Raw genomic sequence first — 17,710 nt, forward strand, 5'->3', positions numbered from 1 at the left:
GCCCGCTACCCCGCCCTCGACTCGGCCGCCGCCGGCACCAGCAGCTCCGCGCCCGGCCGCAGCCGCATCGGGTCGTCGATGCCGTTGGCCTCCGCGATCCGCCGCCAGGCCGTCGCGTCGCCGTACTCCTGGTACGCCAGCAGCTCCAGGCTGTCGCCCGCCACCAGACGGTGCACCCGCCGCGCGCTCAGCGCCCCCGAGGTCGGGTTCTGCCCCGGCGTCGGCTCCCCGGACTCGGTCACCTGCACCTGGCAGGTGGCCCGCAGCGGCCGCCCGCTCGGATCGAACAGCGAGTACGTCGCGCTCACCTGGCCCAGGTACCCGAAGAACTTCACGCTCTCGAAGGACCCCCAGGCGAACATCACCCGGGGCGCGCTCGGCGCCTTCGCGGCGATGCTCGCCGGCGTCGGTGCGCACCAACCCAGCAGCGTCTCAACCGACTTGGCCACGCTGTCGTCCCGGGTGGCGGTTGCGTCCAGGAACAGCTCCACGCTCAGCTGCCGTGGCTGGGCGCCCATGAACTCCGGGACGCCGGTCTCCTCGCCGCCCCGGATCAGGTTCTGCCGCCACTGCGCGCCCTTGCTCAGCGACAGCGTGTTCGGATTGAACTGGAACCTGATCTCCGGGCCGAACCGGCCCCCCGGCGGGGCCCCCGGCTTGGGCGGCGGCTCGTACGCGGTGAGCGTCGCCTTCGAAGGGGTGGTCTGCATCGGCTGCTTCTCCTGGGTCCGCTGCTGGGGGTCTCTGGTGGGTGCCGTCGGGCGGGGTCCGTCCGGGGGCCGGTCGGAGGGGCCGGTCAGAGGAAGCCGTGATGCGCCAGTTCGATGCTCTCGGTGGCGACCTCCGACCGGGACGGATCGAAGGACGGCCCCGTCCAGCGGACCACGATCACCTCCCGCAGGGCCCAGGTGGCCAGCACCGGTCCGGCCGTCAACTGCGGTGTCAGGGCGGTGATCTGCGCACTTCCCCGGGTCACCTGGGTGGGCAGGGTGGCCAGGAACCGGGAGACCTTCGCGGTGTCCGGGGTGAGCCCCCGGGAGAGCGTCACGTTCGGGTACGTGATCCTGGTCGGGAGCTGCCAGACGAAGGAGTTGTTGCCGCCCTCGGCGCGCTGCTCGACCTCCACCTCGGCGCCGAGCCCGCTGCACGTCGAGAAGTCGCCCAGGTCGATCCCGCTGATCTGCAGCTGGAAATGGACGCTGGTACCGGGGTAGGGGAGGGTCACGGTCGGGATCTTCCTGTCAGCGGTGACGACGATGTACGGGGGTGGCCCGGGCGGGCACGGCGGCCCGCGCGGGAACGGGGCCCGGGGGAGCGGACCGGGCGGGTGCGGGTCCTGATCCGTACGGGCCCGCGGCGCGTACGGATCAGGGTGGGGCCGCCCGCCCGGGCGGCCGGCTCACCGGCCGCCGTCCAGCCACCGGCCGCCGCGCTCACGGCCAAGCCGCAGCTCGGACCGGAACATCCGCCCCAGCGGTTCGGCGAGCCGGCGGGCCAGGTCGTCCAGGTGCCGGCGCTCCAGCGACTCCAGCAGGACGGACGGGTCCGGCAGCGGGGCGGCGGAGGCGTCCTGGCCCCCGCCCGGGTCGTCCGCCGGCCCGCCGGACGGCCCCCGGCCGGGGCTGCCGGGCAGGCCCGGACCGGTGGGCCCGCCGAGGGCGGGAGCGGCGGGGGCACCGAAGAGCCCCACCGTGGTCGAGCCGCCGGCCGGCCTGGCGCCGGAGGCCCGGGGCGGTTCCGGCTCCGGGCCGGGCCGGGGCTCCGGGCGCCGCTGCACGACCACCGGGCCGACGGCGCCGGCCGGGCCGGCCGCCCGGCGCTGCACGACCGGTTGGGCCGGTTGGGGCGCTGCGGATGTCGGAGCCGGACCTGGAGCCGGTGCCGGTGCCGGTGCGAAGGGCGCGGCGGGCCTCGGCGGGCTGAGCACCGGAACGGATGCGGCCGCCGCCGGACCGGCCCAGGCGCTCCCCGGCGTACCGGCGGCGGTCGCCGAGAGCGGCACCGGCGGCCCGCCGGCCCAGCCGCCCCGCTGCGGGGCAGTCGTCGGCAGGACGGGGTGGCCGGTGGCGGCCGTCGCCGCTCCGGGCGGCGCCGGCCGCACCGGCACGGCGGGTGGGCCGGTGGGGGTCACGGCGGAGCGCTGGACCGTCGGGCGGGGGGTGGCCGGGGCGGAGGCCCGGTCGGTCCGCGCGCCGGCGGCGGGCTGGACCAGCGGTACGGCCGCGGTGGTGGTGGCTGCCGTGGCGCCGGCCGGCAGGCCCGGGACGGCGGTGGGCGCCGGCCCCTCGGCGGCCGGACCGTGCGCGCGCTGGACGGCCGGCGTGCCGTGGACGAGTGGCGCGCCGTGGACGAGCGGGGTGGCGAGGGCCGGGGACGTGCCTCCGGCAGGCGGAGGGTTGTGCGAGGGGTGGCCCGGGTTACCGGCCGGCCCGCTCCCGCGCTCCGGGTGGCCGTCGGCGGTGCGGAGCAGCCGCTGGACGAAGCGCCGTCCGCCGCCCGGGCCGCCGGCGTTCGTGCTGATGCCCGTGCTGGTGTTCGTGCCGTTGGACAAGGCCGAGGACGAGGCCGAGGACGAGGCCGAGGCCGGGAGCGAGCGCCGGCGGCCGGGGCCCGGGCCGGGGGCCGGACCGCCGGCCCGGGCCGGGGCGGAAGCGGCGGTGGCGGATCGGCCCGGCGGCGTCGCCTCACCCGCCCCGGGCGCGCCGGTGTCGCGGCCGGGGCTGCCGCCGGTGCGGGTGGTGCTGCTGGTCCGGATGGTGCCGGCGCCCGTCCGACGCTGGACGAACCGCGAGATCCCACCGGCGCGGTCGGGCCGGCCACCCTGCGGCGACACGGCGGCGGACACGGCGGCGGACACGGCAGGGCCGGTCGCCGGTGCGGAGCGCGGCGCGGACGGGCCGCGCCCGTCGGGGGCGGGTGGCCCGCCGGGCGGCGGATTGCCGCCGGACCGCGAGCGTTGCACGGCAGCGGCGGTGGCGCCGTCCGGGGCGGGATCCCCGTGCGTCGGCCCGGTCCGCGCGGTGTCCGACGCGGCCTGGGGCCGGACCCAGCGGAGCGGGACCACGGCCGGTCCGGCCGGGACGGTGCCGGCGCCCGGCGCGTGCTCGCCCTTGAGCAACGGCGACAGCGGCCGGTCCGCCAGCAACTGCACCACGGGGGCCGGAGCGGGAGCCCGGGGCGGGGCGACAGCACCCGCGGCGCCGGCGGCCGGCCCGGAGGCAGGGGTGGAGACAGGGGCGGAGGTGGCGGTGGATGCCGTGCTGATGGCGGACACCGGCGCCGCGCGGCGGTCGGTCGGGGCCGGGGCTTCGCCGCCCGTCGCCCCTCCGGCCTCGGCCTTCCGCTGGACGAGCGGCCGGTCCGGGCCGCCGGCGGTGCGGTCCGGGACGGCAGCGGGACGCACCGTGCCGCCGGCTCCCGCTGATCCGGCCACCCCCCGGCCGGCGGTGGTTGCCCCCGTCGAAGGGGCCGTCGGGTCCGGGGTCGAGCCCGCAGGGCGGACGGAGCGCTGGACGGGCGGCGCCCCCTGGGCACTGCCGGCCCGGGCCGGCCCGGCGGGCCGTGCGGCCGTGCCCGCCGGAGGGCCCGCCACCGGCGGTGCGGCGGGCGGTGCAGTGGTGGGTGGTGGAGCGGTCGGCGGCAGGGCGGTGGGTGGCAGGGCCGTGAGCGGCTCGCCGAGCCCGGCGCGCCGGCCGGTACTGCGCCGGACGGGCCCGACCGGCCCGTCCGCCCGGCCCGGCGTGCCTGACGCGCCTGACGGGCCTGGCGGGATGGCCGGGCCCGGCCCGGCCGAAGGCCCGGTGCCGCCGGGCGTGGCCGCCTGGGCCGGCCGGGGCGAGGGCTCCGTGGCGGGCCCGCCGAGTGTGCTGCGGACGGGATCCGCGGGCCCCTGGGGGATGGGGCCCGCGGAGTTCTGGGGGGCGGCCGGCCGGGCCGCCGGCCTGGGCAGGGCGCTGAGCCGGCGCGGTGGGACCGGCGCCACGTGCACCGAGGTCAGTGGGCGGCCACCCGCGCTCGGGCGGTCCGTCCCGGCCCCGGCGGCGGCCGGTGCAGCGGCCGCGCGCGGCACTCCGGCGCCCGGTTCACCGGCACCCGAAGCACCGGCACCCGAAGCACCGGCACCCGACGGACCGGCACCGGCGCGCCCGGTCGCCCGGACGGCCGCCCGCTGCACCGCGAGCCTGGGCAGCGGCATCGCCGGACGCGGCGTCGGCGCCTGCCGGGCCGGCGCCGCCTGCGGGAGGGACAGCGGGACGGCCTGCGGCCCGGACGTACCGGACGTACCGGACGTACCCGACCCGCCGGCCGGCTCGGACGTCCCCGACGGACCGGACGGGTGCGGCGGGCCCGACCGCCGGAGCGGCGGCGCAGCGGCCGGGCCGTACGCCGGGCCGTACGCCGGACCTTCACCGGGGCTGTCGCCCGATCCGCTGCCCGACCTGCTGTCCGGCGCGTAGCCCGCGCCGTCTGCCGCTGCTCGGCCCGGCTCCTCCGGGCGGACCAGCGGCAGGGTGCCGTCCGTCGACCGCTGGACGGCCTGGCCCGGGACGGGCCGAAGCAGGCCGTGCAGCACGCCGGCGGGCGCCTGCGGACTGACCAGATGGCCCAGGCGGCCGTGGAACATCGGGTTCCGGCGGGTCGCCAGCCGACCCTCGAACGCGGTCGGGTCACTGATCAGGGCCGGCGTCGCCGCCGCCCGCTGCACGGCGGGCAGCTGCCGCCAGGCGCCGGAGGCCCGCTGCCCGTCGGCGGCCCCGCCCGCGTCGCCGGAGCCTGCACCGCCGGATCCCGTAGCACCCGAGCCTGCACCGCCGGATCCCGTAGCACCGGAGCCCGTACCGTCACCGCCGATGCCGACCGGGCCCGCGACCGTCGTGCCCGCCGGTCCGGCGGGCGCCGGTGAGGCCGTGGCAGCCGCAGGCTCGCCCGTCGGGCGGCGTCGCCCCAGCCGGTCCCGCAGTGCCACGATTCCTCACTACCCTTCGTTGATACGTGCGTTGATCCGGGCGATCTCCTGCACCCAGCGGATCCGGTCCGGGTGGGTCAGGTCGAGCAGCCGGTCCTGCTCCCAGTGGAAGTGGTAGGCGATGTACGCGATCTCCTCGTACAGGCGGTCGGTCGCGTACGTCACGATTCCCCCAGGCGCCCCCCGGCGAGGTCGACCTCGAAGGGGGACTCGCAGGACGGGCAGGTGACCGCCGCGCGGGTGTGCCCCTCCGCGTTGATCCGCCGGTAGAAGTCCTGGAGGAAGGCCAGGTCGGAGGCGAACAGCTCCTCCACCACCTGGCCGCCGGGGTCGGTGAGGCTGCCGATCCGGGTGATCACCGAGCCGAGCAGGACGACCGTCAGGTACGCCGGGTTGTTCTTCACCCGCAGGTCGATCAGCGGCATCAGTTCGTCCCGGGCGGTGGCCAGGCGCATCGCCCCGGTGCGGTGCAGCACGCCGTTGCGGTCCAGGTAGCCCCGCGGCAGCTCGAACTCGAACTCCGTCCGGAACCGCTCCGGCGGCGCCGCCGGAACCGGCTGCGCCGGGGCCGGTGCGGCGAACCCCTCCTGCTCGTGCTCCGGGTACTCGTCCTCGTCCGGGCGGACGGGGGCCCCGGCGACGGACCGGCGCCTCACAGGAGTTCGACGTCCTCGAAGACGACGGTGACCTTCTCCAGCGCGGCCTGCGACTCGCCGGCCTTGAGGTTCGGCCCCTCCCACTTCTTCACCCAGGCGTTCTTCAGGTTGATGGTGCGCACCGGGTTGTTCTCGGTGTCCTTGACGATGATCGACAGGGACTGCCGGGCCGACTTCACGTTGCCCTTGATGAAGGACTCCTCCAGCCACTTGGTGAACTCGCCGCTGGCGCCGAGCCCGCGGCTGATGGTCACCTCGCCGCCCTTGCGGGCGCCGGCGAGCTTGCGCACCACCAGCTGGCCGCTCTTGGTCACCTCGAAGTGGTCGATGGCGTCCAGCTCGAAGGAGAGTCCGCTGACCTCCTGGACCGTCTCGACCTCGTACGCGCCCAGCTGCACGGTGAAGATGTGGGTCGCGATCGCCATGCCGGCCGTGTCGGCCATGTGGGGTTACCGCCTCTCTGCTCTTGGGGGTTCGGACCGCTCCGGGGCCGCGTCGTCGTACTCGGGCGACGCGGCCCCGGGGAGCGGAGTACTACTCGTTGACCAGGCTGGTGCTGTCGGAGAACTGCGCCAGCCGGAAGACCACGAACTCGGCGGGCTTCACCGGGCAGATGCCGATCTCGCAGACGACCTGCCCGAGGCCCACCGACTCCGGCGGGTTGGTCTCGGCGTCGCACTTGACGTAGAACGCCTGCGCGGCGGTCGCCCCGAACAGTGCCCCGCGCCGCCACTCCTCCGTCAGGAAGGCCGAGATGTCGCGCCGGATGCTGATCCACAGCAGCTCGTCGTTCGGCTCGAAGACGGTCCACTGGGTGCCCAGCAGGACCGACTCCTCCAGGTAGTTGAAGAGCCGCCGGACGTTGATGTAGCGCCAGGCCGGGTCCGAGGCCAGGGTGCGGGCGCCCCAGACCCGGATGCCGCGCCCGGGGAAGGAGCGGATGCAGTTCACGCCGATCGGGTTGAGCAGGTCCTGCTCACCCTTGGTGACGTTGGTCTGCAGGTCGATCGCGCCGCGCACCACCTCGTTGGCCGGCGCCTTGTGCACCCCGCGCTCGGCGTCGTTGCGGGCCCAGATGCCCAGCAGGTGGCCGCTCGGCGGGACGAACCTGTTCTGGCCGCTCGCCGGGTCGAAGACCTTGATCCACGGGTAGTACAGCGCCGCGTACTTGGAATCGTAACCGGCGCCCTCCTGCCGCCACTCGCGCACCTGGCGCGGGGTCAGGTCGGGCAGCGGGTCCAGCACGGCGACCCGGTCGCCCATCAGCTCGCAGTGCGTGATCATCGCCAGCTGGACGGCCTTGACGCCCTCGGCGTCGATCTGGCCCTGCTGGTGCGCGGCCATCAGGTCCGGCACCGCCAGCATGGTGATCTCGTCGATCGCCTCCAGGCCCGCGAAGCCCGTCCGGGCCTCCGCGTCACCCACGTACTCGGCGACCGAGATCCCCGCCGGGACGACCTCGGCCGGCCCGGCCGGCACCGCGAGGGTCAGCGTCTGCTTCTGCGGCCGGGCCAGCGCGCCGCTCGCCGTCGCCGCCTCCTCCACCAGGACCAGCGCCGAGCGCTCCCGCACCTGCGTGACCACGTAGTTGCGGGCGCTCTTCTTCGCCGACACGTCGAAGGTCTCGACCGGCTTGCCGGCCTGCGCGACCACCAGCTTGAAGCGGTCCTCGGCCGGCGCCTCGCCGTCCGCGTCCGTCACCTCGACGGTGATCTCGCCCTCGATGCCGGCCCGGGCGGCGATCCGGAACGACCCGAGGGCCACCGGCTCGCCGGTCGGCAGCTCCTTCGCGGCGACCCGCCCGCCCTTCGTCAGCCCCGGACGGCCCGCACCGCCCTCGGCCGCGCCCTCGGCCCCGACCCGCACCACGTACGCGATGCCGCCGCCGTTCGCGAAGTACCCGTACACCGAGTGCGCCAGGTACGAACCCTCGACGAAGCCGCCGAACAGCTGGACGTACTGGCTCCAGGTCGTCACCAGGCTCGGTGTGTGGAACGGACCCTTCTCGGCGAACCCGACGAAGGCGGCCACGGACGTCCCGACCCCCTCGATCGGGCGGGGCCCGCTGTGGACCTCCTCCACGTACACCCCGGGCGACAGGTACTGCGGCATGCTCGGTACTCCTTCGACGGTGGCTCTGCTCCACCACGAAGCCTGGCCCTTCCCGGGCCCCGGGTGAACGGCTGTCCGTCACCCGTCGGGGGCAGCGTGAACTGCCCGATCGGGCAGCGGGCCGGCTGCTACGGCAAGCTCAGCTGAGGGCGTCCAGGCCGTGGGTGTCACAGCCGTGGGTGTACATGGGGCTCCTCCTTCGCACTACGCTCTCCGGCGCCGCCGGGCGGCCACCCGGATGCCCGGCGGGCACCCGAACCCCGCGTTTGCGGACCGTCACATCACGCAGCAGGAGCAACCCCTGCTGCCCGCCGCCGGCACCGCGGCCCGCGCGTGGTTCCTGGCCCGGGACGGGAGCGCCATCAGTGCGGTCATCGCCGCTTCGAGCGTGCCCGTCACCTCCGGGGTCCGCGCCTCACCGGGATTCTGCCGCCACCGCTGCGCCTCGACGGCGAGCTCGCTCACCCGCCGGTGGAACGGCGACCCGGGGTCGCCGTACTGGTCGGACCAGACGAGCACCTGGGTGAGCACGCCGTCGTACTCAAGATGGGCGTTGACGCCCATGTGGAAGCGGAGCTTCTGCTCCGCGGCCTCCCGCCAGGCCTCCGGCAGACCCGACCCGGGGAGCAGACCGACCAGCTCCACCACCGTGTTCATCACGTAGATCCTGAACGTGTCGGTCTGCTCGGCGCTCTGGCCCTGCGGAAGATTCCGGTCCTGCCCGTACTGCTCGAAGACCGCCACGTGGACGAGCTCGTGGAGCAGGGTGGCGACCTGGTCCTCCCGCTGTCGGTGCGATTCGTGGATGCCCCCGACGACGTACCGGTTCCCGTCGGCCGGGTCCCGCATGGTGCTCGCGCCCCCGCCGGGGCGTTCGCCCGCCACGGGGCCCGTTGCCTGCCGCGCGGGGAGCTCCACCGCGCCCCGGCCCGTGAAGGTGGTCAGGGCGATCAGGGGCAGCACCTCGTCGACGAGACTGCGCACCTCGGGGGAGCCCGTGTGCTGCCCGTACTCGGTGAGCATCGCCGTCACGTGGGCCGGGAGCAGCGGCCGATCGGTGGCCGACCCGTGCGCCTGCGGCGCCGCGGCATCCGTGATCATCCGCTGCGCCGTGGCCGGGGCGTGGGTGCCGGCCGGCCGCCGCCCGCGGCCGTTCCCGTCGGGAGCGCGCTGCACCGCGGGCGCCGGGCCGGCCGGCGCCCGGAGCGCATTGCGTTCCGCCTCCTGCTCGAACCGGTCGCCCGGATCGCTCACCCGCAGACCGCTGCCGTCGTCCGCGCCGGCCACCGGCCCACCGCGCCGCTGGATCACAGGGGCCGGCTCGTGCCCCAGGGTGTGCCGGTCCGCGCCGCCCGCACCGATCACCACGTCCCGCCCGAACGTATACGCACGGTCACCGATCTCGGCGGCCGAACGCTGCGCGACCGCACCGCTGTGGACCCGGACATCGGAGACGTCGGCTCCGGGCCGGGCCTCCGCGTCCGTCCGGGTGCCCTCGTCCGGCGGCTGCCCGCCGCCCCGCAGCACCTCGTGGACGGCTGAGGGTCCGCCCGGACCTCGGTGACCGCACCCCTCCTCGTGGACGTGCTGCTCCTGGGCGATCGCGCGCGCGACCGCGGCGTTGCCGGCCGCGCGCTGCAGCGCCGGCAGCATCGGCCCGGAGAGCCGGCCCGGCCGCACCAGGGCGGCCGCCGCCGTACGGTCGCCCGCCGGCCGGCCGCTCCCGTCCCGCTCGCCGCCCGGCCGCGCCGGCCCGGATCGTTCAGCCCGCAAGTTCCCCCGCCTTCCTCGCGGCAGAGACGGCCGCCCGGCCGCGCGTCGTCACGCCCACGTCCCGAACTCGCCCGCCAGCACCAGCCGGCCGAGCTTGCGGTACTCCCGCCGGACGGCCGCCATCAGGTCCGCCATCGACACCGGCCGGCCCGCCTCCGCCGCCAGGTAGGCGGCCGTCACGGCGCAGGCCCGGATCGAACCCCCGGCCAGTTCGAAGCGGGCGCAGAAGGCCAGGTCGAGGTCGTCCGCCCGTGGCACCGCCGGGCCCAGCGTGCGGTCCCACAGGGCCCGGCGGTGCTCCGCGTCCGGGACGGGGAAGTCGACGATGACGTCCAGGCGGCGGGTGAACGCCTCGTCCAGGTTGGCCCGCAGGTTGGTGGTGAGGATGGCGATGCCGTCGAAGGACTCCATCCGCTGGAGCAGGTAGGCGCTCTCCATGTTGGCGTAGCGGTCGTGGGCGTCCTTCACCTCCGAGCGCTTGCCGAAGATCGCGTCGGCCTCGTCGAAGAGCAGGATCCCGTTCACACCGGCCGCCTCGGTGAAGATCCGCTCCAGGTTCTTCTCGGTCTCCCCGACGAACTTGTCCACCACCGTGGAGAGGTCCACCACGTAGAGGTCCAGGCCCAGATCGGCCGCGACCACCTCGGCCGACATGGTCTTGCCCGTCCCGGAGTCGCCCGCGAAGAGGGCCATCACGCCCCGCCCGCGCCCGCCGCCCGGCCGCATCCGCCACCGGCCCAGCACCTGGTCGCGGTGCCGGGCGCGCAGGGCCAGCTCGCCCAGCTCCCGGCCGGTCGCCTCCGGCAGCACCAGGTCCGCCCAGCTGACGGCCGGCTCCACCCGGCGGGCCAGGCGCTCCAGGCCCGCCGCGTTCTGGCTCCGGACGCCGGCCCGGAGGTGGCGCAGTGCGACCGGCACGCCGCCGGGGGAGCCCGGGGAGCGGGGGGAGCGGGGGCCTGTGCCGTCCGTCGTGCCGTCCGTCGTGCCGTCCGCCGTGCGGTCCTTCCCGCCGCCGTCCGGTTCCGCCCCGCCATCGTCCGGGGCCGTCCCGCCGCCGTCCAGCAACGCCTGCCGGCGGGCGGCGGCGGCCGCCCGGCGCACCTGGTCCGGGGTCAGCAGGTAGGGCGCCAGGGCATGGGCGAGGTCCAGCCCCGGGTCGACGGGGGCATCGTCGAGCGCCGCCCGGAACAGCTCCGCGCGTTCGGCCGGGCTGAACTGTCCGGCCGTCATCAACAGCGGGCTGTCGTCGGCCCGGAGCGGGTCCCAGGCGCCGGTGCCGGTCAGCAGCACGGGTACCGGCATCCGGGCCAGCTCCCGCAGCAGCCGGGCCTGCTCGGGGCGGGCGGCGCCCTCCAGCGCCTCCACCGGGCCGGCCACCAACCCACCGCCCAGCAGACGCACTTCGCGGGCCAGGACGGGCAGTACCGCCTCCGGCTGCGGTTCGGCGGCCAGGGCCGCCAGGTCGAGGCAGAGTGCGGGACGGCCGGCCGCGGCCAGTGCCGCGACCGCCAGCGCGGAGGCCGAACCGCCGGGCCGCTCCCGCAGGTGGGCCAGCCGAACACCGGCGGACAGTGCCGCGGCCAGCTGTCCGGCGCCCGCGACCTTCGAGGCGTGCGCCGGCCTGAGCAGTCCCCGCAGGGCCGGATCGGCGGCTCCGTCCCCCAACAGGTGCGCGGTCACCCGGTCCGGGACCCGCAACGACCGTCCGAGGAAGGGACGTTCGCCGTCCTCCACCAGCAGCAGACCGCCGGCCAGCAGCGGCGAGCGGGGAGCCAGCCGGGCCCGCGCGGCGGCGTCCAGCGGCTGCACCCCCAGCAGCTCGAAGGCCAGCGCGGCGCCGGCCCGGCGCCGCGTCACGTCGTCGTTCAGGTAGCCGTAGAGCTGCTCGAACCGGGCGTCGGCGTCCGGCAGCAGCGCGATCAGCAGTAACTCGACGTCCATGGACGAGAGTTCGAAGCTCCGGGCCAGGGTTCGCAGCGGCAGCGCCGCGCCCCCGGCCTCCGCCCGGTCCGCCCAGGCCTCGGCCTCGGCCCGTGCGGACGCCCACTCCGCCGGCTCCGCCGTGCCGTCCGTGCTGTCCGTGCCGTCCGTGGCGTCGATGCCGCCCGGCCCCTCCGCGGCACCTGGCCCCTCCGCGGCACCCGGCCCGTCCAGGGCGTCCGGGTGGGCCGGAGGCCGTCGTGCCAGCAGCCGGTCCGCCGCCTCCGGCGACAGGTACATCCCCCGGAAGGTGTCGTCCGGCTGCGGATCGACCGCCCGCCGGGCCTCCACCGCCCGCCGCACCCGCCGCTCCACCAGGGCCAGCCGGCGCATCAGGTACGCCGTCCCGGGCCCGCTCACCGCGCGATCCCCCCGGGCCTCGACGCCCGCGCCGCCGCCCCCCGGGCACGGCGGGCCCCCATCGGCTCCGCCGCCCGCGCCGGGGCCGGCGGCTCGTCCTCGAACCGCGGCCGGCGCAGCTCGCCCGCCGCGCCCTCCCCGCCACCCGCGTCCGAGACCCGCAGCAGCAGGGCGTCCGTCACCAGGGCCGCCGGCAGCCTGCGCACACCGGCGATCGGCGCCGTCACCACCAGGTCCAGCGAGGGCTTCAACTCCCCGCCCAGCGCCGACCACACGTCCGCCGGCCCGCGGCCCCCGGCCGGCGCCGCCGCCACCGTGTACGGCAACGGCAGCCCCAACTGCGCCAGCGCACCGGACAGCCGCTCCGGCTCCAGCGCGGACTGCCCGATCAGGCCCGCCAGCAACACCGACAGCAACCGGTGCTCGTCCTGCGGCCGCTTCGTCCAGGCCGTCACCAGGTACGACAGGGCGAACCACCGGGGCGGCTCGTGCTCCGCCAGCAACTCTCCGCGCACAGGGCCGAGTTCACGCCTGCGGCCGTGCCCCCGCCGGGACGGGTCCTCCTTGATGTCGTAGAGGAAGGCGTTCACCGTGGGCGCGTTGCGCCGCGCCGCCCACTCCCGGGTCGGCGCGTCGAACAGCACCTCCACACCTGTCGTGCCCAGGATCTCGGCCCCCAGCAGGGCGGACAGCGCCTCGTCCACCTCGTGGATCACGACGAACCGGACGTCTTGCGGCCGAAGAACTCGACCTCCGCCACCGCCACCTGCTTGCCCGCCGCCACCCCGAACGCGCTGCGCAGCACCAGCCGCACCTTGGTCACCCGCCCCGCCCGGAGCTTCACCCGCTGCGCGCCGTCGCCGGTCAGCTCGACCTGCCGGGTCACGGTCCTCCCGTCCACGTCGGTGATCAGCAGCTCCAGCTGGCGCGGCCGGGCCTGGGCCAGCTGCTGCGCGACGTCGGCGGACGCGCCGGGGGTGATCACCAGGTCGAGCAGCCGCACCGGCCGGCCGAAGCCGGCCTCCAGCCACTCACCGGCACTGTCGCCCTCGATGCCGGTGCCCCACCAGGAGTTCGAGATCTTGTCGACGGTGAGTTCGGGGCCGTGTCCCTCGTACGACCTGGACGCGGTCACCGCCACAGGATCGATCGGCACCCGCTTCGCGAAATGGTCGTTCACCGCATCCACCGCGGGCCCGGCCCAGATCAGCCCGGCCACCAGCACCAGCACCACCAGGCCGGCCAGCAGGGCGAGCCGCACCGTCCGCCCGAACCCCCGGCGCAGCCGTGGTCGTTGCCCCGCCCACGGGGCCTCGCCGCCGTCGCCGCCGAACAGCCGCCGCCACCACGGGAGCGGCGTCGCGCCGCCCTCGTCACGGGTGGCGAACTGGGCGCCGCAGCGGCGGCAGAAGTGCCGCTCCGGCGGGTTGGAGGTGGCGCACCACGGACAGGTGGCGCCGTCGAACTCCGGCTCCTCGGCCGCGCCGCGGACCCTCGGCCGGGCCTCCTCGGGACGGCCGGGCAGCACCGGGGCCACCGCCGGGTCGGCCGCCGGCGCGGCCGGCGCCCCGGCGACCGGGACGAGCAGCGCCCGCGCCCGCTCGGTGGCCGCCGGACTCGGCGCCGGGGCCTGCGCCGGCGCGGCGGCCTCGGCGGGGACGGGCGGCAGCTCGGTGGTCTCCGCCTCCCGCTCCGCCGGGCCGGCCGCCGTAACGGCGGCCGGTGCCGCGACAGAGGATGCCGCGGCGGCCGGCGCCGCGCCGGAAGATGCCGAGGCGGACGGGGCCGGAGCGGGGGACGCGGTCGCACCGGCGGCGGGAGCGGGGCCGGCCGCCACGGCCGGGGCCGGGCCGTCGGCCGCGGGCCCGGGCTGCGCCGTCCAGCTCAGGAAGGCCCCGCAGTCCTCGCAGAACGTGCGCTCGGACGAGGCCTCGGCGCCGCAATCCGCGCAGGTGCCTCGGGCCGGACGGGCTGGGGTCTCGCTTGCACTCACCGGGGTGGATCCTCTCCGGCGCGGCTGGAGCCGCTGCCGGGCCACAGCATCCCCGCCCCGGCCGGCGCCCACCAGGGACGTTCGGCCGCCATCGGGGGCGGCCCGGGCTGCCCCTTCGGGCAGCTCCGCGCGGCTGCCCGACCCGCGCCCGACCCGCGCCCGGCGCCACCCCGTCCGCCTGCGCCGTCCACGGTGGCACTGGCACTGGCAGTGGCAGGCGCAGGCGCTGGGACGCCGGTACGAGCGGCACGGCCCGTTCCGGCGTCGCGGGGGCTACCCCAGCGCCGCCGTCAGCCGGGACACCTCCCGGCGCAGCGCCAGTGCCGGGTCCACCCCGCCCGCCGGGCTCCAGCGCTCCCAGGCCCGCGCGCGCAGGTACCCGTCCACCGCCAGCGGCAGCTCCTCGGCCGCCACCCGCTCGGCGGCCCGCAGCGCGGCGGCCTCCCGGCCGGTCCTGGCCCGCCGGCCGAGCTCGGCCAGCAGCTCGCCCACCCCGGCCGACCACGGCAGGTCGGCGTCGGCGAGGTACGCCTCCAGCTCCGCCAGCGTGGCCCGCAGCGCCGCACCGGGGGCCACGGCCGGAGCGGCGGGGGGGGCCGGCACCGGCGGTGCGACCGGGACGGGCGGGGTGGCCGGGGCCGCCCCGGCCACCCCGCCCGTCCCCGTCCCCGCGAGCACCGGGTCCCCGCCCAGGACGGCCGCCAGCTCCGCCTCCACCTCCGGCGACAGCACCGAGCCCGCTGCCCCGGCCCGGGCGGGCACGGACCCGCCCCGCGCGCCGCCCCGCGCGCCGCCCACCGCCCCGCCGGCCGCCCCGCCGTCCGTCCCGCTCCGGGGCCGGCGCCCCGGAGCCAGCAGCGCCCCCAGGCCGTACAGGCCCGCGACCGCCCCCGGCCACCACGGCCCCGCCACCCCCGTGAAGTGCAGCGCCAGGCCCACCGCGCCCCCCGCGCACCCGGCCAGGTTGCGCGCCGACTCCAGGTAGGCCAGGAACCGGTTACTGGTAGCCACGGATCTCCTCGAACGCGCCCTCCAGCGACCCCGTCCCGTCGAACAGCTTGCCGCCGGTCAGGTCCGCGATCCCCTGCAACTGCCCCTTCGCCGCGTCCCCGAACAGGATCGGGAACACCGGCACCGCCCGCCCCGAGGACGGCAGGCCCTGGTAGAAGGCCTTGAAGTCGTCCGCCGACGCGCCCTCGTTGCTCTCCCCGTCCGTCATCAGCACGATCGAGGTGAACCGGTCGTCCTTCGCCGTCGACTGCTGGCGGTCGATCACCCGGTACGCCTCCTCCAGCGAGCTGTAGACCGCCGTACCGCCGTCCGCGCCCAGCGCCTGCACGTCCCGGTCGATGGACGCCAGCTCCGCCCCGGAGTTCCGGGCCGGCACCGAATGCGTCTTCGTCGACTTCACCCTGGACGCGAAGGAGATCAGCGTGACCTCCTCACGGTCCCGGAACCGCGTCGTCCCCCGGGAGTCGTCCGAGCCGGTCAGCCGCGCCATCGCCGACTTCAGCGAGGCGAGCCGGCCGCCCGACATCGACCCCGAGGTGTCCAGCACGTACACCGTCCGCGACGGCCGCCGCAGCTCGTTCTGGTACGAGGCCAGCAGCCCGTCCGCGACCGCCTTGCTGCCGGGGAACGGCAGCTCGCGCCGCCGGTCCGCCGGCAGCCCCGCCGCCGGCGCCACCCCGGGCGTCACCGGCCGCCGCAGCGTCGTCTCCGAGATCCTCCGCTGCACGTCCTCCTTCAGCAGGTAGGCGGTCAGCCGCTGGAACGACTCCCGCTCCGACTGCCCGGCCGAGGCCAGCAGCGCCAGCGGGTAGTCCGCCGACACCACCCCGTCCGTCGGCCGCACCACCGTGAGCTGCGCGTCCGCCGGCAGCGTCCGGTTCAGCGACAGCAGCACCGACTCGTAGTTGACCAGCGCCCCGATCCGGCCCGGCTCGGCCCGCCCGTACGCCTGCGCCAGCCAGCCGGACGACCCCGAGGTCAGCTTCTGCCCGGCGAAGAACTGCTTCAGCGAGGGCGAGGCCTTCTGCACGTCCGCGTCGGTCAGCGCCGAGTTGGCCCCCGAGAACGCCGAGGCGACCGCCACCAGCGCCGAGAAGCCCGAGTTGGACCGCGTCGGGTCCGCCATGCCGTACGAGAGCTTCCCCGCCGAGGCCGCGTCGGCGACCTGCGCCCAGGTCACCGTGGACCCGTCGCCCCAGCCCAGGTCCCCCAGCACCGAGGTGCGCACGCCCACCGCGACCGGCGAGACCATCACCGGGCTCTCGGTGGCCAGCTTGGCCTTCCCCCCGTCGTCCAGCCGCAGGTAGTGGTCGGACGGGAACCAGACCGCGTCGTACTTGCCGTCGGCCCGGCCCGAGGACACCGCGTCCGCGCCGTCCAGCGACCCCGTCCAGGCGAACTGCACGCTCACCCCGGTGGCCTTCCGCGCCTCCTCCAGCACCGGGGCCATGTCCTGCAGCTCGCTGCCGGCCAGCACCCGCAGCACCCCGGCCCGGGCGGTCGGCGCCACCGGGTCGCCCGACGTCCGCACCGGCCCCGGACCCGCCGAGGTGCAGCCCGCCACCAGCACCGCCAGCCCCGCGAGCAGCACCCGCCCCGCCACGGTTCGCATCGACACCGTCACCCCCCTCACTTGCCCTTCGCCGCGTCGACCAGTTGGTTCAGCACCTTCACCGCGGGCACCGGCGCCTGCTGGATGCCCGCCGCCGACAGGTCCGGGGCGAACACCGGCCCGGCCTTCGCGTTCAACGCCGTTCCGAACGCCCCCGGGTCACCCTGCGGACGGAACCCGTAACGGACCGCCAACGCCCGCAACTTGGCGTCGTCCCGCAAAAGATCGGCCAGCTTCTTGCCGTTGTCCGTCAACCCGACCATCGTGTGGTCGCTCGAAACGGTGGTGTCCGGGTACAGCACCACCAGATCCCCGGTCGGACGCCCCTGCGCCGTCAGCGCCGCCACCTGCGACTCGTACACCAGCACCAGCGGACTCCCCACGTTCGACAGGAAATCCTTGAACGGACCGTCACTGCTGGTCTTCTGGTCCCCCTGCATCGCGGTCACCTTGCGGACCAGGTCCTTCACCCGGCCCACCCCCGCCTCGTCCGACACCACCCGGCGCTCGTTCGCCAGGTACGACACCTCCGCCAGGTGCAACGCCCCCGACGACGACGTCGCCGGATCCGTCGTCGTCACGTACACCGCCCCGGCCAGCTCCGCATGGCCCGCGACGTCCTTCAGGTCCGACCAGTTCCGGTCCCGGCGCACGGCGTCCAGATACTGGTCCATCCTGAACGTCCAGACCCCCGACTCCGCCCTCGCCGCCAGCCCGTTGCTGCGCAGCACCTCCGCCACCGGCGCGTGCGCGATCACCACCAGCGGCGAGTAGAACGGCCGCACCGGCTCACCCGACACCCCGCGCTTGGCCCGGATCTCCTCCGCCGGCGACAGGCTCGCCGGGAACGCGAAGTCGTTGCCGGTCAGATCCGCGTCCGCCATCTGCCAGGAACCCGTGGTGATCGCGTCCACCCGCAGGTGCTGCGCCTTCAGCTCCGCGACCACCTCGGGGTCGGCGAAGAACTCCCGCTTCTCGGAGCCGATCACGCCCTTGACCACGGTGATCCCACCGTCGTCGGCCGGCGCCCGGTGCAGCACCGCGAACAGTACGCCGCCCAGCAGCACCAGCGCGGCGAGCACGCCGCCCACCCGTCTCATGCGAACGATTCCCCCCTCGGCCTCGCCCCACGGGGATCCCCGTCGGATCCGAAGCGTCCCCCCGGGCCGGGAGCACGGGCGTAATGGGGGGTGAACCAGGGGTGAACAAGCCTTCACGGAACGGCATCAGAAGCGCCTGCCGGGGTC

At 76.4% G+C, this 17,710-nt stretch carries 14 protein-coding genes; all 14 read right to left on the bottom strand.

The window, feature by feature from the left end; genetic code table 11:
* Nucleotides 1-5: 5 nt before the first annotated feature.
* The 14 genes from IE329_RS03100 to IE329_RS03165 all read right to left on the bottom strand — a co-directional run bounded on the left by IE329_RS03100 (nt 6) and on the right by IE329_RS03165 (nt 17,563).
* Nucleotides 6-710, bottom strand: a complete 705-nt coding sequence (locus IE329_RS03100; protein ID WP_190209201.1) for a CIS tube protein — start codon at nt 708-710, stop codon at nt 6-8.
* A gap of 86 nt (nt 711-796) precedes the next feature.
* Nucleotides 797-1,225 (bottom strand): phage tail protein, encoded by a 429-nt coding sequence (locus IE329_RS03105; protein WP_190209202.1) that lies wholly within the window; start codon nt 1,223-1,225, stop codon nt 797-799.
* A gap of 174 nt (nt 1,226-1,399) precedes the next feature.
* Entirely contained in the window at nt 1,400-2,551 is a 1,152-nt protein-coding gene (locus IE329_RS03110; RefSeq protein ID WP_190209203.1) for a hypothetical protein, read from the bottom strand.
* Between the two features lie 2,424 nt (nt 2,552-4,975).
* On the bottom strand, nt 4,976-5,131 hold the full coding sequence (locus tag IE329_RS03115) for a DUF6760 family protein (RefSeq protein WP_190209204.1): 156 nt from the start codon (nt 5,129-5,131) through the stop codon (nt 4,976-4,978).
* A complete protein-coding gene (locus tag IE329_RS03120) occupies nt 5,128-5,622 on the bottom strand; it encodes a hypothetical protein (protein WP_190209205.1) in 495 nt (164 codons plus the stop codon). Before IE329_RS03120 ends, IE329_RS03115 begins: the two co-directional genes overlap by 4 nt.
* Entirely contained in the window at nt 5,619-6,065 is a 447-nt protein-coding gene (locus tag IE329_RS03125; protein WP_190209206.1) for a phage tail protein, read from the bottom strand. Before IE329_RS03125 ends, IE329_RS03120 begins: the two co-directional genes overlap by 4 nt.
* A 91-nt stretch (nt 6,066-6,156) precedes the next feature.
* A complete protein-coding gene (locus tag IE329_RS03130; RefSeq protein ID WP_190209207.1) occupies nt 6,157-7,734 on the bottom strand; it encodes a phage tail sheath family protein in 1,578 nt (525 codons plus the stop codon).
* Between the two features lie 276 nt (nt 7,735-8,010).
* The gene (locus IE329_RS40270) at nt 8,011-9,507 is read right to left on the bottom strand and encodes an eCIS core domain-containing protein (RefSeq protein ID WP_229927128.1); all 1,497 of its coding nucleotides are present in this window, start codon (nt 9,505-9,507) and stop codon (nt 8,011-8,013) included.
* A gap of 48 nt (nt 9,508-9,555) precedes the next feature.
* Nucleotides 9,556-11,847: an ATP-binding protein gene (locus IE329_RS03140; RefSeq protein WP_461782284.1), complete on the bottom strand. Its 2,292-nt coding sequence runs from the start codon at nt 11,845-11,847 to the stop codon at nt 9,556-9,558.
* Nucleotides 11,844-12,563 (bottom strand): Pvc16 family protein, encoded by a 720-nt coding sequence (locus IE329_RS03145; protein WP_190209208.1) that lies wholly within the window; start codon nt 12,561-12,563, stop codon nt 11,844-11,846. Before IE329_RS03145 ends, IE329_RS03140 begins: the two co-directional genes overlap by 4 nt.
* Nucleotides 12,560-13,840, bottom strand: a complete 1,281-nt coding sequence (locus IE329_RS03150) for an NADase-type glycan-binding domain-containing protein (protein ID WP_190209209.1) — start codon at nt 13,838-13,840, stop codon at nt 12,560-12,562. The genes IE329_RS03145 and IE329_RS03150 overlap by 4 nt, the downstream gene beginning before the upstream one ends.
* A 273-nt stretch (nt 13,841-14,113) precedes the next feature.
* Nucleotides 14,114-14,851, bottom strand: a complete 738-nt coding sequence (locus tag IE329_RS03155; RefSeq protein ID WP_190209210.1) for a hypothetical protein — start codon at nt 14,849-14,851, stop codon at nt 14,114-14,116.
* Nucleotides 14,838-16,463 carry a VWA domain-containing protein gene (locus tag IE329_RS03160; protein WP_190209353.1) on the bottom strand — a complete coding sequence of 542 codons (1,626 nt, stop codon included), beginning with the start codon at nt 16,461-16,463 and terminating at the stop codon, nt 14,838-14,840. The genes IE329_RS03155 and IE329_RS03160 overlap by 14 nt, the downstream gene beginning before the upstream one ends.
* A 17-nt stretch (nt 16,464-16,480) precedes the next feature.
* Entirely contained in the window at nt 16,481-17,563 is a 1,083-nt protein-coding gene (locus tag IE329_RS03165) for a hypothetical protein (RefSeq protein ID WP_190209211.1), read from the bottom strand.
* Nucleotides 17,564-17,710: the final 147 nt, after the last annotated feature.

It is taken from the genome of Kitasatospora indigofera (assembly GCF_014655955.1).
Lineage (GTDB): Bacteria > Actinomycetota > Actinomycetes > Streptomycetales > Streptomycetaceae > Kitasatospora > Kitasatospora indigofera.